21 protein-coding genes, 1 other RNA gene and 2 pseudogenes are annotated in these 23,244 nt (G+C 62.0%); 11 read left to right on the top strand and 13 right to left on the bottom strand.

Translation table 11 applies throughout. The annotated features are described in order from the left end of the window. The 8 genes and pseudogenes from ABYB95_RS01720 to ABYB95_RS01685 all read right to left on the bottom strand — a co-directional run. Window positions 1-314: pseudogene (locus tag ABYB95_RS01720) on the bottom strand (transketolase); the annotation flags it as partial. 129 nt (window positions 315-443) lie between these two features. Then, window positions 444-1,328, bottom strand: coding sequence for a phosphoribulokinase (locus tag ABYB95_RS01715; RefSeq protein WP_372656697.1), 885 nt, complete (start codon window positions 1,326-1,328; stop codon window positions 444-446). 99 nt (window positions 1,329-1,427) lie between these two features. Further along, entirely contained in the window at window positions 1,428-2,522 is a 1,095-nt protein-coding gene (locus tag ABYB95_RS01710) for a class 1 fructose-bisphosphatase (protein WP_372656696.1), read from the bottom strand. 39 nt (window positions 2,523-2,561) lie between these two features. Beyond that, window positions 2,562-3,254, bottom strand: a complete 693-nt coding sequence (rpe, locus tag ABYB95_RS01705; RefSeq protein ID WP_372656695.1) for a ribulose-phosphate 3-epimerase — start codon at window positions 3,252-3,254, stop codon at window positions 2,562-2,564. 38 nt (window positions 3,255-3,292) lie between these two features. Further along, entirely contained in the window at window positions 3,293-4,024 is a 732-nt protein-coding gene (locus tag ABYB95_RS01700; RefSeq protein WP_372656694.1) for an HAD-IA family hydrolase, read from the bottom strand. A 5-nt stretch (window positions 4,025-4,029) separates the two neighbouring features. Beyond that, window positions 4,030-5,007: a CbbX protein gene (cbbX, locus tag ABYB95_RS01695; RefSeq protein ID WP_372656693.1), complete on the bottom strand. Its 978-nt coding sequence runs from the start codon at window positions 5,005-5,007 to the stop codon at window positions 4,030-4,032. 47 nt (window positions 5,008-5,054) lie between these two features. Continuing rightward, window positions 5,055-5,489 (bottom strand): ribulose bisphosphate carboxylase small subunit, encoded by a 435-nt coding sequence (locus tag ABYB95_RS01690; protein ID WP_372656692.1) that lies wholly within the window; start codon window positions 5,487-5,489, stop codon window positions 5,055-5,057. A 39-nt stretch (window positions 5,490-5,528) separates the two neighbouring features. Further along, complete coding sequence (locus ABYB95_RS01685) at window positions 5,529-6,998, bottom strand: ribulose-bisphosphate carboxylase large subunit (RefSeq protein ID WP_372656691.1); 1,470 nt, start codon at window positions 6,996-6,998, stop codon at window positions 5,529-5,531. A 108-nt stretch (window positions 6,999-7,106) separates the two neighbouring features. On the opposite strand from ABYB95_RS01685, the gene ABYB95_RS01680 reads away from it, so the two are divergent. Continuing rightward, on the top strand, window positions 7,107-8,069 hold the full coding sequence (locus ABYB95_RS01680) for a LysR substrate-binding domain-containing protein (protein WP_372656690.1): 963 nt from the start codon (window positions 7,107-7,109) through the stop codon (window positions 8,067-8,069). A 39-nt stretch (window positions 8,070-8,108) separates the two neighbouring features. After that, window positions 8,109-8,363 (top strand): integrase core domain-containing protein, encoded by a 255-nt coding sequence (locus ABYB95_RS01675; RefSeq protein ID WP_372656689.1) that lies wholly within the window; start codon window positions 8,109-8,111, stop codon window positions 8,361-8,363. Between the two features lie 57 nt (window positions 8,364-8,420). Here ABYB95_RS01675 and ssrA read toward each other — a convergent pair. The 4 genes from ssrA to ompA form a co-directional block, all read right to left on the bottom strand. Further along, window positions 8,421-8,809, bottom strand: a transfer-messenger RNA (tmRNA) gene (gene ssrA, locus ABYB95_RS01670). Between the two features lie 13 nt (window positions 8,810-8,822). After that, window positions 8,823-9,494, bottom strand: a complete 672-nt coding sequence (locus ABYB95_RS01665; RefSeq protein ID WP_372656688.1) for an HAD-IA family hydrolase — start codon at window positions 9,492-9,494, stop codon at window positions 8,823-8,825. 2 nt (window positions 9,495-9,496) lie between these two features. After that, complete coding sequence (ubiG, locus tag ABYB95_RS01660) at window positions 9,497-10,204, bottom strand: bifunctional 2-polyprenyl-6-hydroxyphenol methylase/3-demethylubiquinol 3-O-methyltransferase UbiG (protein ID WP_372656699.1); 708 nt, start codon at window positions 10,202-10,204, stop codon at window positions 9,497-9,499. 67 nt (window positions 10,205-10,271) lie between these two features. After that, window positions 10,272-10,922, bottom strand: coding sequence for an outer membrane protein OmpA (gene ompA / locus ABYB95_RS01655; protein WP_372656687.1), 651 nt, complete (start codon window positions 10,920-10,922; stop codon window positions 10,272-10,274). Between the two features lie 260 nt (window positions 10,923-11,182). Between ompA and gyrA the strand changes: the two genes are divergently transcribed. The 9 genes from gyrA to lapB all read left to right on the top strand — a co-directional run bounded on the left by gyrA (window position 11,183) and on the right by lapB (window position 22,892). After that, on the top strand, window positions 11,183-13,885 hold the full coding sequence (gene gyrA / locus ABYB95_RS01650) for a DNA gyrase subunit A (RefSeq protein ID WP_372656686.1): 2,703 nt from the start codon (window positions 11,183-11,185) through the stop codon (window positions 13,883-13,885). Window positions 13,886-13,994: 109 nt separating this feature from the next. Next, the gene (serC, locus tag ABYB95_RS01645) at window positions 13,995-15,086 is read left to right on the top strand and encodes a 3-phosphoserine/phosphohydroxythreonine transaminase (RefSeq protein ID WP_372656684.1); all 1,092 of its coding nucleotides are present in this window, start codon (window positions 13,995-13,997) and stop codon (window positions 15,084-15,086) included. 10 nt (window positions 15,087-15,096) lie between these two features. Beyond that, complete coding sequence (pheA, locus tag ABYB95_RS01640) at window positions 15,097-16,194, top strand: prephenate dehydratase (RefSeq protein ID WP_372656683.1); 1,098 nt, start codon at window positions 15,097-15,099, stop codon at window positions 16,192-16,194. Continuing rightward, window positions 16,194-17,072, top strand: coding sequence for a prephenate dehydrogenase (locus ABYB95_RS01635; RefSeq protein WP_372656698.1), 879 nt, complete (start codon window positions 16,194-16,196; stop codon window positions 17,070-17,072). Before pheA ends, ABYB95_RS01635 begins: the two co-directional genes overlap by 1 nt. 34 nt (window positions 17,073-17,106) lie before the next feature. Beyond that, window positions 17,107-19,158 carry a bifunctional 3-phosphoshikimate 1-carboxyvinyltransferase/cytidylate kinase gene (locus ABYB95_RS01630; RefSeq protein ID WP_372656682.1) on the top strand — a complete coding sequence of 684 codons (2,052 nt, stop codon included), beginning with the start codon at window positions 17,107-17,109 and terminating at the stop codon, window positions 19,156-19,158. A 184-nt stretch (window positions 19,159-19,342) separates the two neighbouring features. Further along, window positions 19,343-21,025 (top strand): 30S ribosomal protein S1, encoded by a 1,683-nt coding sequence (gene rpsA / locus ABYB95_RS01625; protein ID WP_372656681.1) that lies wholly within the window; start codon window positions 19,343-19,345, stop codon window positions 21,023-21,025. A gap of 78 nt (window positions 21,026-21,103) precedes the next feature. After that, window positions 21,104-21,424, top strand: a complete 321-nt coding sequence (locus tag ABYB95_RS01620; protein ID WP_372656680.1) for an integration host factor subunit beta — start codon at window positions 21,104-21,106, stop codon at window positions 21,422-21,424. 33 nt (window positions 21,425-21,457) lie between these two features. After that, window positions 21,458-21,730, top strand: a complete 273-nt coding sequence (locus ABYB95_RS01615; RefSeq protein ID WP_372656679.1) for a lipopolysaccharide assembly protein LapA domain-containing protein — start codon at window positions 21,458-21,460, stop codon at window positions 21,728-21,730. Window positions 21,731-21,746: 16 nt separating this feature from the next. Beyond that, complete coding sequence (lapB, locus tag ABYB95_RS01610) at window positions 21,747-22,892, top strand: lipopolysaccharide assembly protein LapB (protein ID WP_372656678.1); 1,146 nt, start codon at window positions 21,747-21,749, stop codon at window positions 22,890-22,892. 183 nt (window positions 22,893-23,075) lie between these two features. Here the strand turns inward: lapB and ABYB95_RS01605 are convergent. Then, window positions 23,076-23,244 (bottom strand): annotated as a pseudogene (locus ABYB95_RS01605) (hydantoinase B/oxoprolinase family protein); the annotation flags it as partial.

The following is a 23,244-nucleotide window of genomic DNA, read 5'->3' as shown; positions in this document are numbered from 1 at the left end:
TGGCCAGCGGTCTTGCTGTGCAGTTGGCGAAAGCGCTTCAGTTCGTCCATTGACAAGTCGTAGCCGGTCAGGTGCAGCAGCGCGTAAATCAACATCGAGCCGTGACCGTTGGAGAGCACAAAGCGGTCGCGATCGGCCCACTGCGGGTTGGCCGGGTTGTGGCGCAGGTGGCGGTTCCACAACACCTCGGCAATATCGGCCATGCCCATGGGGGCGCCGGGATGGCCCGACTTGGCTTTTTCGACGGCGTCGACAGCCAGCATACGAATGGCATTCGCCATTTGGCGAGCAAGTTCAGGGGAAGGGGTATTCATACGGAATCCTGCAAATTGGAAATGGGAGCGGCGACCAACCTCGATCCCAGCGTGGGGATGCCCCCCAGGACGCGGTGGATCTGGCTTCGCCGGTCCGCCAGCGCTGCTTTCCCAGTGGGTGTCACGGCATCAGCCGACGCGGGAGGCGTTTTTCTTCCGCTCCAGCATCCGCCACACAAAGGGTGTGAAGATCAACTGCATAGCCAATTCCATCTTGCCGCCGGGCACAGCAATGGTGTTGGCGCGGCTCATGAAGCTGTCACCAATCATGTTGAGCAGGTAGGGGAAATCGATGCCCTTGGGATTGGCGAAACGGATCACCACCATGCTCTCGTCGGCGCTGGGAATGTCGCGCGAGATGAAGGGGTTGCTGGTGTCCACCATAGGCACACGCTGGAAGTTGACGTGGGTGTGGGCGAACTGCGGGCAGATGTAGTTCACGTAGTCCGGCATGCGACGCAGAATGGTGTCGGTCACCGCTTCGGTGCTGTAGCCACGCTGGTGCTTGTCGCGCCAGAGCTTCTGGATCCACTCCAGATTGATGACAGGCACCACACCCACCAAAAGATCGGGATGCTGGGCGATGTTGTGCTCGGGCGTGACGACCGCGCCGTGCAGGCCTTCGTAGAACAGCATGTCGGTGCCAGCGGGAAGATCTTCCCACGGCGTGAAAGTCCCGGGCTCTTGCTGGTAGGGCGCGGCCTCCACGTCGTTGTGCAGGTATTTTCTTGATCGGCCCTGCCCCGACTCCGCATATGTGCCGAACAGCGACTCCAGGTCGCCGAACAAGTTGTTGTCCGGACCGAAATGGCTGAAGTTCATGTTGCCGGTTTTTTCGGCTTCGGCTTGTCGCTGCTTCATCTCGCGGCGGTCATATCGGTGAAAGCTGTCACCTTCGATGATCGCCGCCGTGACGTTCTCGCGCCGAAAAATATTGGCGAAGGTGCGCGTCACGGTCGAGGTACCGGCACCGCTGGAGCCTGTGATGGCGATGATGGGATGGCGTTCTGACATGAGCTGTCTCCTAGGCAAAAGTGAATTCCAGATGGGGCCCTTTGCGGGCGCTGGCGCAGGCTGGCTGGGGTGCATGGCGCCTCAGACCGTCCCGGGCAATCAGTCCCGAAACAGGCTGCGCTTGGCAAATAGCGGGTTGTCCAGTTCCTTCATCGCGGGCTCTGCGTGGTAGCGCTCGATGCGCTCGACCTCGTTGCGCGAACCGAACACCAGACCGATGCGCTGGTGCAGACCATCGGGCGCTACGCCCAACACCGGCTGGCGTCCGGTACTGGCGCGCCCCCCCGCTTGCTCCATGAGAAACCCAATGGGATTGGCTTCGTAGAGCAGACGCAGGCGACCGGGTTTACTCGGATCCTTGGTGTCGCGCGGGTACAGGAAAACGCCACCCCGCATCAGGATGCGGTGCGCTTCGGCCACCATGCTGGCAATCCAGCGCATGTTGAAATCTTTGCCGCGTGGACCGGGTTTGCCGGCGAGGCACTCGTCCACATAGCGCTTGACGGGTGCCTCCCAGAAGCGGCTGTTGGACGCGTTGATGGCGAATTCGGCGGAGTCGGGTGCCACCTGGATGTCGGGATGGGTGAGCATGAATTCACCCAGATTGGGATCCAGCGTGAAGCCCACCACGCCATTGCCTACCGACAGCACCAACATGGTGGTGGGACCATACAGCGCATAGCCCGCTGCAGCCTGCTGGGTGCCCGGCTGGAAGAAATCCGACCCAACCACGTCGCGCCCGCTGTCAATCACATCCTGTGGCGCACGCAAGATGGAGAAGATGCTGCCCACCGATACATTCACATCGATGTTGGATGAGCCATCCAGCGGATCGAACACCAACAGGTATTTCCCGCGCGGCTGCTGGGCCGGAATCTGGTACGGCGCTTCCATTTCTTCCGACGCCATGCCGGCCAGGTGACCACCCCACTCGGTCAGACGGGTGAAGTACTGGTTGCTGATGACATCGAGCTTCTTCTGCGTCTCGCCCTGCACGTTGATGGAGCCACCCGCCTCGGCGTCGTGGTTGCCCATCGCGCCACCGAGTTCGCCAAAGGCGACCGCCCGGGCAATCGCCTTGCAGGCCAGTGCCACGTCCAACACCAGTGCGTTGAAATCACCGCTGGCACTGGGATAGCGCCGCCGTTCCTCGATGAGGTATTGGGTGAGCGTGGAACGTTGGGAGAAGGGCATGGGGAGGTCTCTTGGTTTCTGAAATATCGGAAATCGGGTTCAGGCAGCGTGCGCGGCGCGGCGCAGGGTGTTCATGACACCGCGGTAGCCCGCATCGGCATCGGGTGCGCCAAACACAGCGCTGCCCGCCACGCAGGTGTCGGCACCAGCGGCCACGATGCGACGGATGTTGTCGATCTTCACGCCGCCGTCCACCTCCAGCCAGATAGGCTGGCCACCGGCCGCCGTATGCGCGTCTATCAGGCGGCGTGTAGCCTCCAGCTTGGGTAAGGTTGCCTCGATGAACTGTTGCCCCCCAAATCCGGGGTTCACGCTCATGAGCAATACGATGTCCAGCCGCGCCATCACGTGATCCAGGCAGGCCAGCGGAGTGGCCGGATTCAGCACCAGGCCAGCTTTGCAGCCGTGATCGCGAATGAGCTGCAGCGTGCGATCCACATGACGGCTGGCTTCGGGATGGAAGGTGATGATGTTGGCGCCCGCTTTGGCAAACAGCGGAATCAGTGCATCCACCGGTTCCACCATCAGGTGCACATCGATGCCGATCTTGACGTGCGGTCGTATAGCCTCGCACACCAGTGGACCTATGGTGAGGTTGGGCACGTAATGGTTGTCCATCACGTCAAAATGCACCAAGTCGGCACCTGCCGCTTCGATGGCACGCACCTCTTCGCCCAGACGGGAAAAATCGGCCGACAGAATGGAAGGGGCAATGCGTATGCTGGAACTCATGTGTTGATCTTGTGTTGAGGTGAGCGGGTCGATGCGGGTCAGTTGCGCAACGAAGTGCGATGCGACCACTCGCCATGCCAAGCACGCAGATGCGCCACCGTGGTGCCGAGCAGGTCGGGCACAACCCGCAAGGCATGGCGAAAATCGTGGTGGGCGGTGAAACGGTTGGGCGTGATGACGGTGGCCAGGCCTGCGCTGGTAGCGGCGTTCAGGCCGTTGGCCGAATCCTCAAAGGCCAGACCGTCAGCGGCAGACAAGCCCATGCGGCTCAAGGTCTGCAGATACACCTGCGGATGGGGTTTCTTGTTTGGTGCGGTCGAAGCGTCTTCGATCACGGTGAAATAGTGCCGCCAGTCCAGACCGATGGCCGTGCGCAGCAGCGCTGTGATGTTGATGGGCGATGTGGTGGTGGCGATCGCCAGCTGCAACCCCTGCTGGCTCGCCGATTCGATCAGACGCAGCACACCCGGCCGCAGGAGGACTTGACCGTCTCGCACCATGCCTTCGTATTCGGCGGTCTTCAACTCATGCAGCCGAGCAATGGTGTCTTGCACACCTGCGCCACCCACATCTCGAATGTCGCAGGTGGTGTTCCAGTAGTGCTGCATCCGTTCCTTGCCACCCGAGATGGACAGCAGTTCGGTGTACAGCGCTTCGTCCCACACCCAGTCCAGTCCCACGGCCTTGAATGCGTGGTTGAACGCTGCGCGGTGCGCGCCCTCGGTATCGGCCAAGGTGCCGTCCACATCAAAAATCAGGGCTTGCAACATGGTTCTTACTCCGCTGCGCCGCTGGCACCGAGGAACAGGCGACTGCCGAGGATGTCGGCCGCGTCGAGGGCCGTGAGATCTTGCGCGGTTAGCACACGGTTGCGGTCCGCAAACAGGCGGCTGGCTTGGCGCAGGCGAGCACGGTCCAGCGCGTTGCGCACGCTGCGCGCATTGGCAAAGTGCGGCCGCTGCAGACGCAGGCTGAGGTAGCGTTCGAAGGCCTCTTCGGCACCAGGGCCGAATTGGTAGTTTTGCGCGGCCAGCATCTTGTGCGAAATCTGCATCAGCTCGCCCGGCGCGTAGTCGGGAAACGCCAGGTGGTGGGCGATGCGGGAGCTCATGCCGGGATTGCTTTGAAAAAACGTGTCCATGCGATCGGCGTAACCGGCCAGGATCACCACCAAATCGTCGCGCTGGTTCTCCATCACCTGCAGCAAGATCTCGATCGCCTCCTGCCCATAGTCGCGCTCGTTCTCTGGACGGTAGAGGTAGTAGGCCTCGTCGATGAACAGCACGCCGCCCATGGCCTTCTTCAGCACCTCGCGGGTTTTGGGCGCTGTGTGGCCTATGTACTGCCCCACCAAATCGTCGCGCGTGACCGCCACCAAGTGGCCTTTGCGCACATAGCCCAGGCGGTGGAGGATCTCGGCCATGCGCATCGCCACCGTGGTCTTGCCGGTGCCCGGGTTGCCGGTGAAGCACATGTGCAGGCTCGGCGACTCAGAAGCCAGGCCCAGGTTCGTGCGCAGCTTGTCGATCACCAACAGTGCGGCGATATCGCGGATACGCGATTTCACGGGCACCAGGCCTACCAGCTCGTCGTCCAGCTCTTGCAACACCGACTCGACCTGTGAACTCGCCAGCACTTCCGCCACTGTGCGGGCCACCGACGTGGCCTGTGCTGTGTCGGCCCTGTCCTGGAGCGGTTCCACCAGCGCGGCAGGCGCGGCAACACCGGGGATCGTGTACATCGGAGCGTTCATGGAGCGGTTGGGTTGTGGGTCGGTGGTAGAACTTTGTCCGCCGCGGATCAATAGCGATCGCCTTCTGGCCGATCAGCGCCATAACCTCGCGTGGTGTAACGCATGCTTCGGCCATTGACTTCCTGGCGTTCCAGCGCAAAGCCCGGTTCGGTCTTCGGACGGTTGACGAGAAAAGACATGGCCACCGATTCGATGCCCCGTGTCGAGTCAAATGCCATCAGGCGGATGTAGTGGTTGGGAAAGGCCTTGCGGCAGCCCTGCAACTCCTGCAACACACCCGCTGCATCTTTCAGGTCGAACATAGGCATGCCGTACATGTCCCAATAGGTGTTGCGCGGGTGCGGATCGTCGGTGTACTCGACGCTCCAGGCGTAGCCTTTGCCCAGGCCGTAGTCGATCTGCTGGGTGATCTCTGCGTCGGTGAGGTCGGGCAGAAAACTGAACTGGCCTTGCGTCAGGCGGCCGGTGGGGTTGCTCATCATGGTGGGGTTCTCCTATAGGCTGAATGGATGCGCGGCGGATCAGGCGGATGTGCCAGGGGTGGCCACGTAGTCGCTGCTGTCGGTTGAGGCGTAGTTGAAGCTGATGTCACCCCAGGTATCGAGCGCGGCTTTCAGCGGACCGCAGGTCTGGGCGGCCTTCTTCAAAATTTCGGGGCCTTCGACTGCGATGTTTTTGCCTTCGTTGCGCGCCTTGACCATGCTTTCCAGCGCCACACGGTTGGCCACGGCACCGGCCTGTATGCCCTGCGGGTGACCGATGGTGCCGCCACCAAACTGCAGAATCACGTCGTCGCCAAACAGATCCAACAGCTGGTGCATTTGCCCGGCGTGGATACCGCCCGATGCAACAGGCATCACCTTCTTGGTGTCGGCCCAGTCCTGGTCAAAATAGATGCCACGCGGCAAATCGGTCTTGGTGTAGCTGTCGCGGCACACGTTGTAATAGCCCTGCACGGTGAGCGGATCGCCTTCGAGCTTGCCCACTGCGGTGCCGGTGTGCAGGTGGTCCACACCAGCCAGGCGCAGCCATTTGGCGATGACGCGGAAACTCACCCCGTGGTTTTTCTGCCGCGTGTAGGTGCCGTGTCCGGCGCGGTGCATGTGGACGATCATGTCGTTCTTGCGCGCCCAGTTGGCCATGCTCTGGATCGCCGACCAGCCAATCACCAGATCGAGCATGATGACCACGCTGCCCAGTTCCTTGGCAAACTCGGCGCGCTCGTAGATGTCCTCCATCGTGGCGCCAGTCACGTTGAGGTAGCTGCCCTTGATCTCGCCGGTAACCGCCTGCGCTTTGTTCACGCCATCCATCACGTACAGAAACCGATCGCGCCAGTGCATGAAGGGCTGGCTGTTGATGTTCTCGTCGTCCTTCATGAAATCCAGGCCACCCTTGAGGCCTTCGTAGATCACCCGACCGTAGTTGCGGCCCGACAAGCCCAATTTGGGTTTGGTGGTCGCGCCCAGCAGCGGGCGGCCAAATTTGTCCAGCCGTTCGCGCTCGACCACCAACCCGGTAGGTGGGCCTTTGAAGGTCTTGATATAGGCCACGGGCAGGCGGATGTCTTCCAGTCGAGCAGCCTTGAGCGGCTTGAATGAAAAGACGTTGCCGATCAGGCTGGCCGTCATGTTCGAGATGGAGCCCTCTTCGAACAAGATCAGGTCGTAGGCCACGTAGGCGAAGTACTGGCCCGGGTTGTTAGGCACCGGAATCACCTTGTAGGCCTTGGCGCGGTAGCTGTCGCAGGCGGTGAGCCGGTCGGTCCACACCACGGTCCAAGTGGCTGTAGAAGATTCGCCGGCCACTGCAGCGGCGGCCTCTTCCGGATCGACGCCCTCTTGCGGCGTGATGCGGAACAGGCAAATCGTGTCGGTGGCGGTGGGTTCGTAGTCGGGCATCCAGTAGCCCATCTGTTTGTATTTCAAAACGCCAGCGCTGTAGCGGGTCTTGGCATCGGTGATCTGGCCGGGTTCAACAGGGGTGCTCATCGGGGTTCCTCGGTAAAAACAGGGTTGGCTGCGATGGCTTGAACTGTAAAAACCCGATGAGATAAAGTAAATTCACGATTATTTTCATTTCGATTAAGGTATTGCTTAATGAAAAATGCCACCTTCCGCCAGCTACGCGTCTTCAGCGAGGTCGCCCGGCATCTGAGCTTCTCCAAAGCTGCACAAGCGCTGCACCTGACGCCACCGGCCATCACCATGCAGGTCAAGGAGCTGGAAGGCCATGTGGGCATGCCCTTGTTTGAACGCAGCGGCCGCCAGGTGGCGCTCACCACCGTGGGCGAATACATGCTGGTTCATGCCCGCAAGATGCTGGCGACGCTGAAGGACGCCGAAGACACGGCCGCGCGGCTACAAAGGCTTGAGGTGGGCACCCTGACCATCGGCATGGTGAGCACGGCCAAATATTTCTTGCCACACCTGCTGGCTGAATTTCGGCGCGAGCATGAAGGTATAGAAATCAAGCTGACGGTGGGCAACCGCGAACAGCTGGTGCAGATGCTGCATGCCAACGAGGTAGACATCGCCATCATGGGCCGCCCACCCAAAGAATTGGCTACGCGCGCAGAGCCGTTTGCGGCCCATCCGCATGTGTTTGTGGCCCCGGTGGGTCACCCGTTGGCGCAGATCGGACATGTACCCATTCAAGCGCTACGCGATCAGAGTTTCATCGTGCGGGAACAAGGATCGGGCACCCGCGCCGCGCTGGAAAAATTTCTACAAGCGGCGCAAATCGAGCTGCGCATCACCATGGAAATGGCGAGCAACGAGACCATTAAACAAGCGGTGATGGCGGGTATGGGCCTGAGCTTTTTGTCGCTGCACACCTTGGGCCTGGAACTGGATCACCAATTGATCGCCTTGCCCGAAGTGGAAGGTGCGCCCATCGTGCGGGCATGGAACGTGGTGCACACCCTGTCCAAGCTGCTGTCGCCGGCAGCCGAAGCCTTTCGGTACTTTGTGCTGGAGCGTGGCGAAGGCTATCTGGTCGAGCATTTCGGACGGCACGTCCGGCTATATGTGTCCAACCCGGGCTCCGAACGCCCCACCTGAACCCGACCAGCGACCTGACCGCGCTGTTGGTGCAACCGCGTGGTAGCAACAATGCATGAGCATCATGCGGTGGACGGCTACCTGTTCGAATCACTGCAGGCGCTCAGAGACATGACCGCCGACTGGCTGCACCGATACAACCACCGCAGACCGCATGAGTCACTGAGCCGGATTCCGCCAGTCGAGAACCGTGTGAAGCAGTTCCCCAGCCTCTACTTCCAACTGGCTCAGGAAATCGAGGTGGCTTCACTGGCAGCAAATGCCCTCGCCTCTCTTTGCCGGGTAAACCGTTGACTTTCCAAAGAAAAAGGCCGCAAGGAATATGTTCCTAGCGGCCTTTGTCACAGGGTATGGTGGAGCTGGGGGGATTTGAACCCCCGTCCGCAAGCCTTCTTCGCGCAGTTCTACATGTGTAGCCATCTGATTTGAATCTCACTCTTCGCATCGCGCAGCGGCACGCTATGCAAATCGCCAGCAACCTATTGTCTTGTCGTGCGCTAAGTTACCCAACGCCCGACCAGCCTATTGAATTATCTTTGCAGCCTGGACTCGCACGGCTTGCACCGTTTGAACCCTTGCCCAGCCCATAGGCATGCTGTTGCAAAGCTCACCGGCAATTAAGCGGCGAGTGCGAAACGTTCGTCGTTTGCAGTTAGTTTTTTTCTGCGGATTTACGAGGTGACAGAACCTCGACATGCCCTGCAGCGCGTCCGAACCCACGTCGAAACCAGTGCAGCCCCTGAACCGAGTAGTTTAAGGCATATCCAGCAATTGCAAGACCTGCAAAGGCGATGTCACCACCGCATGTGCTCCCCAACTTGAGACGTCGGCGCTCGGACCCAAATATCCATACCTTGCCGCCACGGTCCGCACGCCCGCAGCATGCCCGGCAACGATGTCTCGCTCGTCGTCGCCAACGTAGATACATTGTTCTGCAGTCAACCCGATCTGGCGTACCGCCTCTTGCACGGGCGCGGGATGCGGTTTGGCGTGTGGTGTGCTGTCTCCGCTCACAATGGTCGAAGCGGTCTCGAACAAGCGTATGGACTGGGTAAGTGGCTCGGTAAAGCGCCGGGCTTTGTTGGTCACCACGCCCCAGCGCATACCACCGTCCACCAAACGGCTCAGCAACTCCGCCACACCGGCAAAAGGCAGCGTGCGCTCGGTCATGCAAGCCATGTAGTTCGCCAAGAACTCCGCTTTCAGCGCTTCGTAGTCCACATGGTCCGGCCCCAAGTCGAACGCAGCCCGTAACATGCCGCGCGCACCAGAACCCGCCAAATGCCGGTACCGATCCAGAGGCAACGAAGGCAAGCCCCGAGACGCCCGCATGGTATCGGCAGCGGCGGCCAAATCGGGCGCGCTGTCGATCAAGGTGCCGTCCAGGTCGAACAGCACGGCTCGAACCCCTGCAAAAACCGCCATGGTCAAGGCTTTCGCGTGGCGAACAGGTAGTTCACAGAGGTGTCTTGGCTCAGCCAGTACCGGCTGGTCAGTGGGTTGTATTCCAAGCCCCGGGTCTGATCCAGCTGCAACTCGGCTTCACGGCAATAGGCCGCCAATTCACTTGGGCGGATCATCTTGGCGTATTCGTGCGTACCTTTTGGCAGCATTTGAAGCAGGTACTCGGCACCGATGACCGCAAACAGAAAGGATTTGGTATTGCGGTTGATGGTGGAAAAAAATACCCAGCCGCCTGGCTTGGCCATGCGCGCACAGGCCCGCACCACCGAAGCCGGGTCCGGGACATGTTCCAGCATTTCCATACAGGTCACCACATCGAACGCTGCGGGCTGCTCTTGCGCCAACGCCTCCGCACTGACTTCGCGGTAGCTGACGTTTTCCGTACCCGCCTCCAGCGCATGGAGCTGGGCTACCTTCAGGGCTTTCACCGACAGATCAATGCCGGTTACCGTGGCCCCTTTGCGAGCCATGGAGTCGGCAAGAATGCCGCCACCGCAGCCCACATCCAGCACATTTTTTCCAGCCAGACCACACAGACTGTCGATCCAGTCCAGACGCAGTGGGTTGATTTGATGGAGCGGGCGGAATTCGCTTTCGGGATCCCACCAACGGTGCGCCAAGTCAGAGAATTTGGCCAATTCCGCAGGGTCTGCATTCACATGAGCATTCATACCGCCATTATCCTCAGCCCATAAAAAAACCGCGCCGAAGCGCGGTTTTTTTGCAAGCAATTTGAAATTACTTGGCGCGGGTGCCGACCACTTCGACTTCCACGCGGCGGTTTTTGGCGCGACCTTCGCGGGTGGCGTTGTCTGCCACGGGCTGGGTCAGGCCTTTGCCTTCGGTGTAAACGCGGTTGCTTTCAATGCCCTTGCTCACCAGGTAGGCCTTGACGGCTTCGGCGCGGCGGTTGGACAAAGCCTGGTTGTAGGCGGAGCCACCGGTGGAGTCGGTGTGACCCACGGCGATCACGACTTCCAGGTTGATACCGGAAACCTTGCCAGCCAGATCGTCCAGCTTGGCTTTGCCTTCGGGCTTGAGCACGGCCTTGTCGAAGTCAAAGAAGGCGTCGGCTGCGTAAGTGACCTTGGCGGCAACAGGTGCTGGAGCAGGTGCCGGGGCAGGTGCTGGAGCAGGGGTAGCCACAGGTGCTGGTGCAGGAGCAGCCACAGGTGCTGGTGCAGGAGCAGCAGCGACGATGGCGCCGTCACAACCTTGTGCAGCGGTAGCGGGCGTCCAGGACGCGTCACGCCAGCACAGTTCGTTGGTGCCGTTTTTCCAGACCAGCTCGGACGTACCGTTGCGCCAGTTGTCGATTGTCTGAGCACCGGCGGCAGTTGCCATGGCGGCAGTTGCAACCAACAGAGCCACTTTATTCAGTTTTTTCATGGTTTTCCTCTTAATAAGCCGCAGCCAGGCTGCGAAAGAACAAGGACGCTCGAAGTGACCACCACTCAAAACGCTGAAATCGATTGTGCCACAAGGACGCTAGACGAATAGCCACCTGCCTGGGCAGCGTCACACACGCTTTCGACTATCCCCCTATTCCGTTGTAGGCTCGCAACAAGCGCTATCTCAAGGCCAAGCGCGTATGCCATCTAAAATAAGCAGTTGCCTTCAGGCCCCTGCACGCACGTACATCCCGATCCATGACACAGTTCGCCAAAGAAACCCTGCCCATCAGCCTAGAAGAGGAGATGCGCCGCAGCTACCTTGATTACGCCATGAGCGTGATCGTGGGCCGGGCTTTGCCCGACGCGCGTGACGGGCTTAAGCCGGTGCACCGCCGGGTGTTGTTCGCGATGCACGAATTGAACAACGATTGGAACCGGGCCTACAAGAAGTCGGCCCGTATCGTGGGTGACGTCATCGGCAAGTACCACCCGCACGGCGACAGTGCGGTGTACGACACCATCGTGCGCATGGCGCAGGATTTTTCGCTGCGCCACATGCTGGTGGACGGCCAGGGCAACTTCGGTTCTGTGGACGGCGACAACGCAGCCGCCATGCGGTACACCGAAATCCGGATGTCGAAGATCGCCCACGAAATGCTGGCCGACATCGACAAGGAGACGGTTGATTTCGGCCCCAACTACGACGGCTCGGAGAAAGAGCCCTTGGTTCTGCCTTCGCGACTCCCGAACCTGCTGGTCAACGGTTCGGGCGGCATTGCGGTGGGCATGGCCACCAACATCCCGCCGCACAACCTCAACGAGGTGGTGGACGCGTGCCTGCATTTGCTCAAGAACCCGCAAGCGTCCATCGACGAGCTGATGGAGATCATCCCGGCGCCCGATTTCCCCACCGCCGGCATCATCTATGGCGTCAATGGCGTGAAGGACGGTTATCGCACGGGCCGCGGTCGCGTGGTGATGCGGGCCAAGTGCCACTTTGAAGACATCGACAAAGGGCAACGCCAGTCCATCATCGTGGACGAGCTGCCCTACCAGGTGAACAAGAAGACGTTGCAAGAGCGCATCGCCGAGCTGGTGCACGAGAAAAAGATCGAAGGCATCAGCCACATCCAGGACGAGTCGGACAAATCCGGCATGCGCCTGGTGATCGAGCTCAAGCGCGGCGAAGTGCCCGAGGTGGTGCTGAACAATCTGTACAAGCAGACGCAGTTGCAGGACACCTTCGGCATCAACATGGTGGCCTTGATCGACGGCCAGCCCAAGTTGTGCAATCTGAAAGATCTGATCCAGGTGTTCCTGGAGCACCGCCGCGAGGTGGTGACGCGGCGCACCGTGTTCAACCTGCGCAAGGCACGCGAGCGCGGCCATGTGCTGGAAGGCTTGGCGGTGGCGCTGGCCAACATCGACGATTTCATCCGCATCATCCGCGAATCCCCCACGCCACCGGTGGCTAAGGCCGAGCTGATGGCACGCCCTTGGGACAGCGCACTGGTGCGCGAGATGCTGACGCGTGCCAAGGCCGACGGCGGTGTGATCAATGCAGACGACTACCGCCCCGACGGGCTGGAGAAAGCATTCGGCATGGGCGACGATGGGCTGTATCGCCTGTCGGAAACGCAAGCGCAGGAAATTCTGCAAATGCGCCTGCAACGCCTGACCGGTCTGGAGCAAGACAAGATCGTGGCCGAGTACAAAGAGGTCATGGGCGAGATCGACGACCTGCTCGACATCCTGGCCCGCCCGGAACGCGTCTCGACCATCATCAGCGACGAGCTCACCGCAGTGAAGCTGGAGTTCGGCCAGACCAAGCTGGGCGCACGGCGCAGCGAGATCGAACACAACGCGCAAGACCTGGCAACCGAAGACCTGATCACGCCCACCAACATGGTGGTGACGCTCAGCCACAGCGGCTACATCAAGAGCCAGCCCCTGTCGGAATACCGCGCTCAAAAGCGGGGCGGACGCGGCAAGCAAGCCACAGCCACCAAAGAAGACGACTGGATCGACCAGCTCTTCATTGCCAACACACACGACTACATCCTGTGCTTCTCCAACCGGGGTCGGCTCTATTGGCTCAAGGTCTGGGAAGTGCCTGCGGGTTCGCGCGGCTCGCGCGGTCGCCCCATCGTCAACATGTTCCCGCTGGCCGAAGGCGAAAAAATCAATGTGGTGCTGCCGCTCACGGGCGAGGCGCGCACGTTCCCCGAAGACCGCTATGTGTTCATGACCACCTCCATGGGTACGGTCAAGAAGACGCCCTTGGTCGAATTCAGCAACCCGCGCAAGGGCGGCATCATCGCCGTGGGGCTGGACGACGGCGACTTCCTGATCGGCGCTGCGCTCACCGATGGCCAGCACGATGTGATGCTGTTCTCGGACGGTGGCAAGGCCGTGCGCTTTGACGAAAACGATGTGCGTCCCATGGGCCGCAACGCGCGCGGTGTGCGCGGCATGATGATCGAAGACGGTCAGAGCGTGATCGCGATGCTGGTGGCGGAGCAAGATGGCGCTGAAGTGGCCGCCGACGAAATGGCCCGCACCAGTGTGCTGACCGCCACCATCAACGGTTACGGCAAACGCACGCCGATCGGCGAATACACCCGCCATGGCAGAGGCACCAAAGGGATGATCGCCATCCAACAAACCGAGCGCAATGGCAAAGTGGTTGCCGCCACGCTGGTTCACAGCGACGATGAAATCATGCTGATCACCGACACCGGGGTGCTGGTGCGGACCCGGGTCTCCGAAATTCGGGAAATGGGCCGCGCCACGCAAGGCGTGACCTTGATCGCACTGGACGAGGGTTCCGAGTTGTCCGGCTTGCAGCGCATTGTCGAAAACGACGCCAACGCCCTGGTCGATGCGCTGGAGACGCCAGACAGCGGCGATGCCACGCAAGCCGGCGACGACAGTGAGGAAGAAACGCCCACGCCTTGAAACAGGTCGGACCGCAAGCGCCCTGCCCGGGCGCTCAACCGGTCGGACCACCACCCCTCTTGGCCGGGCCGGTTGGCGCCGGCTCGGGTAGACATCTACTGACACGCCTATGAATCGCCCCTACAACTTTTCCGCCGGACCCGCTGCCATGCCAGCCGAGGTTTTGGCACAGGCGGCCAGCGAGATGCTGGACTGGCATGGTTGCGGCATGGGCGTGATGGAGATGAGCCACCGGGGCAAAGAATTCATCGCGATCTATGAACAGGCCGAAGCCGATTTGCGCGAACTGCTGGCTGTTCCAGCGCACTTCCGCATTCTGTTCATGCAAGGCGGCGGCCTGGCAGAAAACGCCATTGTTCCGCTCAACCTCTCGCGCGGAAAAGCCGTGGACTTTGTGGTCACCGGCAGCTGGAGCCAAAAGTCCTTCAAAGAGGCCGGCAAATATTGCCAGGCCTCTGTGGTGGCCAGCAACGAGGCCGACCACCACACACAGTTGCCCGATCCCGCTGGCTGGCAACTCAACGAGCAGGCCTCGTATGTGCACCTGTGCAGCAACGAAACCATCCACGGGGTGGAGTTCCAGGAGCTGCCCGACCTGAAAGCGCTGGGCAGCCAGGCGCCACTGGTGATCGATTTTTCATCGCACGTCGCCTCGCGTGCGGTGGACTGGTCGCGCGTGGGCTTGGCCTTTGGTGGTGCACAGAAAAACCTGGGGCCTGCGGGGCTGACTTTGGTGGTGGTGCGCGAAGACCTGCTGGGCCATGCCCTGCCGATTTGCCCCAGCGCGTTCGACTACAAGACCGTGGCCGACAACGGCTCCATGTACAACACGCCGCCGACCTATGCGATCTACATGGCCGGGCTCACGTTTCAGTGGCTCAAGCAACAGGGTGGTGTGCCCGCCATGGAGCAACGCAACCTCGCCAAGGCCTCGCTGCTGTACGACTTCATCGACCAATCGTCGTTGTATGAAAACCGGGTGGCCAAGAACTGCCGCTCGCGCATGAACGTGCCGTTTTTTCTGCGGGACGAATCGCGCAACGCCGACTTTCTGGCCGGCGCCCAGACCCGGGGCCTGCTGCAGCTCAAGGGCCACAAATCGGTGGGCGGTATGCGCGCCAGCATCTACAACGCCCTGCCGCTGGAAGGCGTGCAGGCCCTCGTGGCGTATTTGCGCGAGTTTGAACAAACCCAGGCCTGAGTCCGAACCCATGAGCCAACCCCAACAGTCCGACAGCCTGGCCGCCTTGCGCGTGCAAATCGACGCGCTGGACCAACAGCTTTTGTCGATGGTGAACCAGCGCGCCCGCCTGGCCGAACAAGTGGGCGACATCAAGCGGCAAGAGGGTTCGCCTTTTTTCCGCCCCGACCGGGTCGCCCAGGTGATCGAAAAAATCCAGCGCGCCAACCCAGGGCCGCTGCTGAACCAGCACGTGGCCTCGATCTGGCGCGAACTCATGTCGGCCTGCCTGGCGCTGGAAGCCCCGCAACGGGTGGCCGTTCTGGGCCCCGAAGGCACCTTCTGCGAACAAGCCGCCATCGACTTTTTTGGCGGTGCGGCCAACCTGATTTATTGCGCCAACTTCGACGAAGTCTTTCACGCCACCGCCGCCGGCACCGCCCAATATGGTGTGGTCGGCATGGAAAATTCCACCGAAGGTGTGGTCGCACGCTCGCTCGACTTGTTCCTGCGTTCACCCGTGCACGTGGTCGGCGAGGTGAGCTTGCTGATCCGCCACAACCTGTTGCGCCAAGTCAATTCGCTGGAAGGGGTCGAGGTCGTGCTGGCCCACCCCCAGGCCTTGGCCCAATGCCAGGGCTGGCTCTCGCAGCACCTGCCGCACGCAGAACGCCGTGCCGTGTCCAGCAACGCCGAGGGCGCGCGCCTGGCGGCCACCAACCCGGCCTGGGCTGGCTTGGCCAGCGAACGCGCAGCGGCCCAGTTTGGGCTGCACATCGTGGCCCATGCGATCCAGGACGAGGCCTACAACCGCACGCGCTTCGCCGTCATTGCCCTGCCCCAGACGCTGGCCATGCCCCCCGCTTCCGGCCGGGACTGCACCAGCCTCGTGGTGTCGGTGCCGAACCGCCCAGGTGCTGTGCACGACCTGCTGGTGCCGCTGAAGAACAACGGTGTTTCCATGACGCGCTTCGAGTCGCGCCCCGCCAAGTCCGGCCAGTGGGAGTACTACTTCTACATCGATATCGCGGGCCACCCGTCGCAGCCCAACGTGCAGGCCGCGCTGAACGAGCTGCAAGGCCTGTGCGCTTTCTACAAGGTGCTGGGTGCCTACCCGGTGACTGAATGATGTTTGAACAACTCGGACTGGTAGGCTGCGGCCTGATGGGGGGTTCGTTTGCGCTGGCGCTCAAGCGGGCCGGTCTGGTCAAGCGCGTGGTCGGTTACAGCAAATCGCCATCCACCACCGAACGCGCACGCCAGATGGGCGTGATCGATGTGGAAGCGCCTTCTGCCCTGCTGGCCGTGTCGGGCGCCGACATCGTTTTGCTGGCCGTTCCGGTGTCGGCCACGGAGGCCACCTTCAAGGCCATCCGGCACCTGGTGCGGGGCAATACCTTGATCATGGACGTGGGTTCGACCAAACGCGAAGTGATCGATGCGGCCCGGCGCGTGCTGAAGGACCAGGTCGGCCTGTTCGTCCCCGCCCACCCCATTGCGGGCAAAGAACTCTCGGGGGTTGAGCATGCCGATGCCGACCTCTACCACGGCCGTCAGGTCATCCTCACCCCCATCGAGCGCACGCTCACCGCACAACTGGACAAGGCCCAGAAAGTCTGGACGGCGCTGGGCTGCCACATCAAGATGATGTCGCCCGAGGCGCACGACGCGGCCTACGCCGCTGTCAGCCACCTGCCCCACATGATCGCGTTCGCCCTGATGAACGCGATCAAGAACCAGACCGAGGGCAAGGAATTCCTGTCATTGGCCGGCCCCGGCTTTCGCGACTTCACCCGCATCGCAGCGAGCGAACCCGCGGTCTGGCGCGACATCCTCAACTCCAACCGCGAAGAACTGCTGTCGCAATCCCGGCTGTTTCAGCAAGCCTTGCAAGCCTTCGAAACCGCGCTGTCCTCAGGCGACGCCCAAACCTTGGAAGCCTTGATTGAACAAGGCAGCCACGCACGCGCGTCCTGGCGCATGAGCGTCCACAAACCCAAAAGCTGAGCCGCCGCTGGCGCGGCTCAAACCCTCTTCGCGCATGTTTTCGACTCCTTTCCTCGACCTCCCGCCCCTGCAATCCGCTGGCGGCACCGTGCGCCTGCCCGGCTCCAAAAGCATTTCCAACCGCGTGCTGCTGCTGGCCGCCTTGAGCGTGGGCCACACCGATGTGGTGGATCTGCTCGACTCCGACGACACCCAGGTGATGCTGGCCGCGCTCACCCAGCTCGGCTGCCGCATCGAGCCGCAAGCCGACGGTGCTCTGCGCGTGTACGGCCTGGGCGGGCAGTTGCCGGTGCCGTCGGCCCAGCTGTTTCTCGGCAACGCCGGCACCGCCATGCGCCCGCTCACCGCCGCCCTGGCCTTGTTGAGCTGCGTGCACGGCGGCCAGTTCGAGCTGAGCGGCGTGGCGCGCATGCACGAACGCCCCATCGGCGATCTGGTGGACGCCTTGCGCCAACTGGGTTGCCCGATCGACTACCTGGAAAACACGGGCTACCCACCGCTTCGGCTGGGCGACCAGCAGACGCATGCGCTCCAACTCGACCAGCCCATCAGCGTGCGCGGCGACGTGTCCAGCCAGTTCCTGACCGCCTTGTTGCTGGCCCTGCCTTTGGTGGCGCGCGACCAGGACATCGTGATCGACGTGGTGGGCGAACTCATCTCGCGCCCCTATATCGAAATCACGCTCAAGCTGCTGGCCCGCTTTGGCGTGACCGTACAGCGGCAGGACTGGTCGCGCTTCACCATTCCAGCCGGCAGCAGCTACCGCTCGCCGGGCCGTGTACCGGTTGAAGGCGATGCCTCTTCCGCCAGCTACTTCATCGCACTGGGTGCCATTGCGCCCGCCACCGCAGGCACACAGGGCGTGACCATCGAAGGCGTGGGCCTCGCGTCCATACAGGGCGATATCGCTTTTGCCCAGGCCGCCCAGCTGATGGGCGCGGACATTACCAGCGAAGCCAACACCTTGCACGTGCGGCGCGGCGCCTGGCCACTCAAGGCGATCGATCTCGATTGCAACCACATACCCGACGCGGCCATGACGCTGGCCGTGATGGCCTTGTACGCCGAAGGCACCACCACGCTGCGCAACATCGCCAGCTGGCGGGTCAAGGAAACCGACCGCCTGACCGCCATGGCGCACGAATGCCGCAAGCTCGGCGCCACGGTGGAAGAAGGCCCGGACTACATCCGCATCACGCCCCCCGCCAGCCCCGCAGACTGGAAGCCCGCCAGCATCCACACCTACGACGACCACCGGGTCGCCATGTGTTTTTCGCTCACCGCGTTCAACCCGGCCCAGCTGCCGGTGCGCATCCAAGACCCGAAATGCGTGGGAAAAACCTTCCCGGATTATTTCGAAGCCTTGTTCGCGCTGTGCCACACCGACGCGCGCCACATCCCAGTGATCTGTGTGGACGGCCCCACCGCTTCCGGCAAGGGCACGCTGGCGGCCGAAATTGCCACCGCGCTTGGTTACCACTTGCTCGACTCGGGCGTCTTGTACCGCCTGGTGGGACTGGCGGCCGAAGCCGATGGCCTGTCCACCGCCGAAGAAGATCTGAAATCCCCCGAACATGCCGAGCGCATCGGTGCGCTGGCGGCGGGCCTGGAGGTGCGTTTCGACGCCCAACGCATCTTGTTGCGCGGTGTGGACGTCAGCGACGCGGTGCGCAGCGAAGCCGCCGGCATGGCCGCCTCCAGGGTCTCGGTGCTGGGGCAGGTTCGGGCCGCCCTGGAGAGCTTGCAGCACGGGTTTCGCCAGCTGCCCGGCCTGGTGGCCGACGGGCGCGACATGGGCACGGTGCTCTTTCCCGACGCGCCTTTGAAGGTGTTTCTCACCGCCAGCGCCGAGCAACGCGCGCAAAGGCGACATAAGCAATTGATTTCAAAGGGAATTGCTGCTAAACTCGACAGTCTTTTGGCGGACTTGCAGGCGCGCGATCTTCGGGATTCATCCCGCTCACACGCGCCACTCAAGGCCGCTGAAGATGCCTTGCTACTGGACAACTCCACGCTGAGCATCGAGCAATCGGTGCAACAGGTGCTGAACTGGTGGCAAGACAGAACGGTGTTTTCAGGTAGCTGAGAACACCCACTTTCCGTCCCTGAAGGCACCGCCGGACACTCACCGTCCGCAGGCCCCAAGGGTTGTTTCAACCAACCCCGCGGTGTTTTGCACCGCACACGTCAACGCCGTCCACCCGTCGATTTCCCCGCACGCCCTTCCCCAAGGTTCTGCGACCCGACGCTGCACGGTATTAGGAAATTCAATGTCTGAATCTTTTGCCGCCCTATTCGAAGAGTCCCTGAAACGCGCTGAAATGCGCTCGGGCGAGGTCATCACCGCTGAAGTCGTTCGTATCGAACACAGCCATGTGGTGGTCAACGCCGGTCTGAAATCGGAAGCCTACGTCCCGCTGGCCGAATTCAAGAACGACCTGGGCGAACTCGAAGTCCAGGTCGGCGACTTCGTCTCCGTCGCCATCGACTCCGTGGAAAACGGCTTCGGCGATACGCTGCTGTCGCGCGACAAGGCCAAGCGCCTCGCTTCCTGGATGTCGCTGGAAAAAGCACTCGAGTCGGGCGAATTCGTCACCGGCACGACCAGCAACAAGGTCAAGGGCGGCCTGAAGGTCATGGTCAACGGCATCAGCGCTTTCCTGCCCGGTTCGCTGGTGGACAGCCGTCCCACCAAAGACCTCTCGCCCTACGAGAACAAGACCCTGGAATTCAAGGTCATCAAGCTCGACCGCAAGCGCAACAACGTGGTGCTGAGCCGCCGTGCCGTGGTGGAAGCCTCCATGGGCGAAGAGCGCGCCAAGCTGATGGAAACCCTGAAAGAAGGCGCCATCGTCAACGGTGTGGTCAAGAACATCACCGAATACGGAGCCTTCGTGGACCTGGGCGGTATCGACGGCCTGCTGCACATCACCGACATGGCCTGGCGCCGTGTCCGCCACCCGAGCGAAGTGGTTCAGGCCGGCCAGGAAATCACCGCCAAGATTCTCAAGTTCGACACCGAGAAGCACCGCGTTTCTCTGGGTCTGAAGCAGATGGGCGACGACCCATGGATGGGCGTTTCGCGCCGCTACCCACAAAGCACCCGCATGTTCGGCAAGATCACCAACATCGCCGACTACGGCGCGTTTGTGGAACTCGAGCCAGGCATCGAAGGCTTGGTGCACGTCTCCGAAATGGACTGGACCAACAAGAACGTTGCGCCTTCCAAGCTGGTGTCGCTGGGCGACGAAGTCGAAGTCATGGTGTTGGACATCGACGAAGACAAGCGCCGCATCTCGCTGGGCATGAAGCAGTGCCGTGCCAACCCATGGCACGAGTTTGCCGAGCAGACCAAGCGCGGTGACCGCGTCAAGGGCCCGATCAAGTCGATCACCGACTTCGGCGTGTTCGTGGGTCTGGCTGCCGGCATCGACGGCCTGGTGCACCTGTCCGACCTGTCCTGGAACGAACCCGGCGAAGCCGCTGTTCGCAACTACAAGAAGGGCCAGGAAGTCGAAGCATTGGTGTTGGCCATCGACGTCGAGCGCGAGCGCATTTCCTTGGGCATCAAGCAGTTGGATGGCGACCCGTTCACCACCTTCGCTTCGATCAACGACAAGGGCTCCGTGGTGACCGGCAAGGTCAAGACGGTGGATGCCAAGGGCGCCGAAATCGACCTGGGCGAAGACGTTCTGGGTTACTTGCGCGCCAGCGAAATCAGCCGCGACCGCGTGGAAGATGCGCGCAACGTGCTGAAAGAAGGCGACGAAGTCACCACCGTGGTGATGAACGTCGACCGCAAGACGCGCAACATCCAGCTGTCCATCAAGGCCAAGGACAACGCCGACCAGCAAGAAGCCATGACCAGCTTGAGCCAGCAGTCGGCGCGTGAAAACGCCGGCACCACCAGCCTGGGCGCCCTGCTGCGCGCCAAGCTGGACAACAACAGCTGATAAGCCGACGAACGCCTGCTGGCACCTACGGGTGCCGGCAGGCGCTTGAGCCTGGACACCCTTTTCCCCTGTTTTGATATGACCCGCAGCGACCTCGTTGAAGCTCTGGCCAACCGATTTGGCCAACTCACCCACCGCGATGCCGAGTTCGCCGTCAAGGCCATCCTCGACGCGATGGGCGACGCGCTCGTCAAAGGCCACCGTATCGAGATCCGGGGATTTGGCAGCTTCACGGTCAATCGCCGCTCGCCCCGCATCGGACGCAATCCGCGCTCGGGCGAAAGCGTGATGATTCCGGAAAAGCGCGTGCCCCACTTCAAGCCTGGCAAAGCCTTGCGCGAGCAAGTGGATGCCAAGACCGCCGAGATTCTGGGCAAGGGTTCTACCGACCCGAGCTGATCGGTACAATCGTTCCACCACGAAGGGGACGATTTGAAATACCTGATGTGGCTGCTCAAAGCAGCCATTTTTTTTGTGCTGTTCGCATTCGCCCTGAACAACCAGGACGACATCACGCTGCGGCTGTTCTTTGGCGCCAGTTGGCGCGCACCGCTGGTGTTGATCTTGTTGATCACACTGGTGCTGGGCCTGTTTCTGGGCGTGCTCGTGATGCTGCCCTTGTGGCTGCGAGCCAAACGGCAAAGGCGCGCGGACCGCTTGCAAACCGGCTTGGCCGTAGATGGTGAATCCACCTTGATGCCCTGAGCCCCGGCGACGCAACATGGATATCGATTTCACCTGGCTGCTTTGGGGCCTGCCCTTGGCGTTCGCGCTCGGCTGGGCCGCCTCGCGCCTGGACCTGCGCCAGTGGCGCATGGAAAGCCGTCAAGCACCCAAGGCCTACTTTCGGGGCCTGAACCATTTGCTCAACGAGCAACAAGACCAGGCCATCGACGCTTTCATCGAAGCGGTGCAAAGCGACCCCGACACCGCCGAACTGCACTTTGCACTGGGCAATCTGTTTCGCCGCCGCGGTGACTACGACCGCGCCGTGCGTGTGCACGAACACCTGATGGCCCGGGCCGATCTCAGCAGCAAAGACCACGACCGCGCGCAGCATGCACTGGCGATGGACTTCCTGAAAGCGGGCTTGCTCGACCGCGCCGAAGCCGCGCTGCAAAAGCTGGAAGGCTCTAGCTTCGAGGGCGAGGCCTTGCTCGCCTTGCTCGCCATTTACGAGCGGTCACGCGATTGGACACAGGCCCAACGCATCGCCCTGCGCCTGGAAGCCGCCGAACAAGGCAGCTTTGCATCGCGCCTGGCCCACTACCTGTGCGAAGAGGCCGAGCTGGCACAACGCAGCGGCGACAACGGCCGGGCCCTGGGCTTGCTGCAGGACGCCGTGGAAAAGGCGCCACAACTGGTGCGGGGCTGGATCGCGCTGTCGGCGCTCAAAACCCAGACCGGCGATCTGCAAGGCGGATACGCGGCATTACTGCAACTGAACCAGCATGCCCCTCAAGGCCTGCCCTTGGTGGCGCTCACGCTGGCCGATCTGGCACGGCAAACCGGGCGTGTCCCGCAGGCGCTGGAACTGCTGCAAGCCAGCGAACAGCGCTCGCCTTCGCTGGACGTGACCGAGGCCCTGGCCAGTCTGAGGAGCGCGCCCGCCCAGGCCCGCAGCGACTACCTCGCGCACCTGGAGCGGGAGCCTTCGCTGGTCATGGCCAACCGCTGGCTGGCGGGCGAGACCCTGTCCGACCCCGTTGCCCAGACACGGGTGCTCGCGGCGCTGGAGCATGCCAGCGGCCCGCTCAAACGCTACCGCTGCGCGGCCTGTGGCTTCGAAGCCAAGCAGCACTTCTGGCACTGTCCCGGTTGCCAGAGCTGGGACAGCTACCCGGCGAGGCGGGTCGAAGAGCTGTAGAAAAGCATCCCCCCGCGCCGCCTGCGGCCCGTGCTGAGCTTGGCGAACGGCGGTTCCATAGCCTGAAGCCACTTCACGCAGCAGAAGGGATCTTGACCCAGGGCACCGTGGAACCGGCTTTGCCGGGCCACCAGTGCCGCCCCCTCCGGGGGGTGACGCCGAAGGCGGCGCGGGGGGAGATTCATACCCTCCACCGCCAGGCGTGTGGATTTCGAACACGTCGCCAGCCTGCATATCCACCTGTCCGATGTGGGCCACGGCTTCTGTCTGGCCGTTGCTGCGCACCACGCGGTTGATGCCGGGTGAGCCCGCCTGGCCACCGGCCATGCCAAAGGCGGGGTGGATGCGGCCG

The sequence above is a fragment of the Hydrogenophaga sp. genome (genome assembly GCF_041633695.1).
Lineage (GTDB): Bacteria > Pseudomonadota > Gammaproteobacteria > Burkholderiales > Burkholderiaceae_C > Hydrogenophaga.
Note: the sequence above shows the minus strand (reverse complement) of the source record. Positions and strands in the feature narration are given on the sequence as shown.

What these genes read in the sequence shown, in the direction of transcription:
- ABYB95_RS01700 (WP_372656694.1), bottom strand. Translation starts at nt 4,024, where the DNA reads ATGTTGCAAGCCCTGATTTTTGATGTGGACGGCACCTTGGCCGATACC.
- ABYB95_RS01690 (WP_372656692.1), bottom strand. Translation starts at nt 5,489, where the DNA reads ATGATGAGCAACCCCACCGGCCGCCTGACGCAAGGCCAGTTCAGTTTT.
- gyrA (WP_372656686.1), top strand. Translation starts at nt 11,183, where the DNA reads ATGACACAGTTCGCCAAAGAAACCCTGCCCATCAGCCTAGAAGAGGAG.
- ABYB95_RS01665 (WP_372656688.1), bottom strand. Translation starts at nt 9,494, where the DNA reads ATGGCGGTTTTTGCAGGGGTTCGAGCCGTGCTGTTCGACCTGGACGGC.
- pheA (WP_372656683.1), top strand. Translation starts at nt 15,097, where the DNA reads ATGAGCCAACCCCAACAGTCCGACAGCCTGGCCGCCTTGCGCGTGCAA.
- ABYB95_RS01620 (WP_372656680.1), top strand. Translation starts at nt 21,104, where the DNA reads ATGACCCGCAGCGACCTCGTTGAAGCTCTGGCCAACCGATTTGGCCAA.
- serC (WP_372656684.1), top strand. Translation starts at nt 13,995, where the DNA reads ATGAATCGCCCCTACAACTTTTCCGCCGGACCCGCTGCCATGCCAGCC.
- ompA (WP_372656687.1), bottom strand. Translation starts at nt 10,922, where the DNA reads ATGAAAAAACTGAATAAAGTGGCTCTGTTGGTTGCAACTGCCGCCATG.
- ABYB95_RS01710 (WP_372656696.1), bottom strand. Translation starts at nt 2,522, where the DNA reads ATGCCCTTCTCCCAACGTTCCACGCTCACCCAATACCTCATCGAGGAA.
- ABYB95_RS01630 (WP_372656682.1), top strand. Translation starts at nt 17,107, where the DNA reads ATGTTTTCGACTCCTTTCCTCGACCTCCCGCCCCTGCAATCCGCTGGC.
- ABYB95_RS01680 (WP_372656690.1), top strand. Translation starts at nt 7,107, where the DNA reads ATGAAAAATGCCACCTTCCGCCAGCTACGCGTCTTCAGCGAGGTCGCC.
- cbbX (WP_372656693.1), bottom strand. Translation starts at nt 5,007, where the DNA reads ATGAACGCTCCGATGTACACGATCCCCGGTGTTGCCGCGCCTGCCGCG.
- ABYB95_RS01685 (WP_372656691.1), bottom strand. Translation starts at nt 6,998, where the DNA reads ATGAGCACCCCTGTTGAACCCGGCCAGATCACCGATGCCAAGACCCGC.
- ABYB95_RS01715 (WP_372656697.1), bottom strand. Translation starts at nt 1,328, where the DNA reads ATGTCAGAACGCCATCCCATCATCGCCATCACAGGCTCCAGCGGTGCC.
- ubiG (WP_372656699.1), bottom strand. Translation starts at nt 10,204, where the DNA reads ATGAATGCTCATGTGAATGCAGACCCTGCGGAATTGGCCAAATTCTCT.
- rpe (WP_372656695.1), bottom strand. Translation starts at nt 3,254, where the DNA reads ATGAGTTCCAGCATACGCATTGCCCCTTCCATTCTGTCGGCCGATTTT.
- rpsA (WP_372656681.1), top strand. Translation starts at nt 19,343, where the DNA reads ATGTCTGAATCTTTTGCCGCCCTATTCGAAGAGTCCCTGAAACGCGCT.
- ABYB95_RS01635 (WP_372656698.1), top strand. Translation starts at nt 16,194, where the DNA reads ATGTTTGAACAACTCGGACTGGTAGGCTGCGGCCTGATGGGGGGTTCG.
- lapB (WP_372656678.1), top strand. Translation starts at nt 21,747, where the DNA reads ATGGATATCGATTTCACCTGGCTGCTTTGGGGCCTGCCCTTGGCGTTC.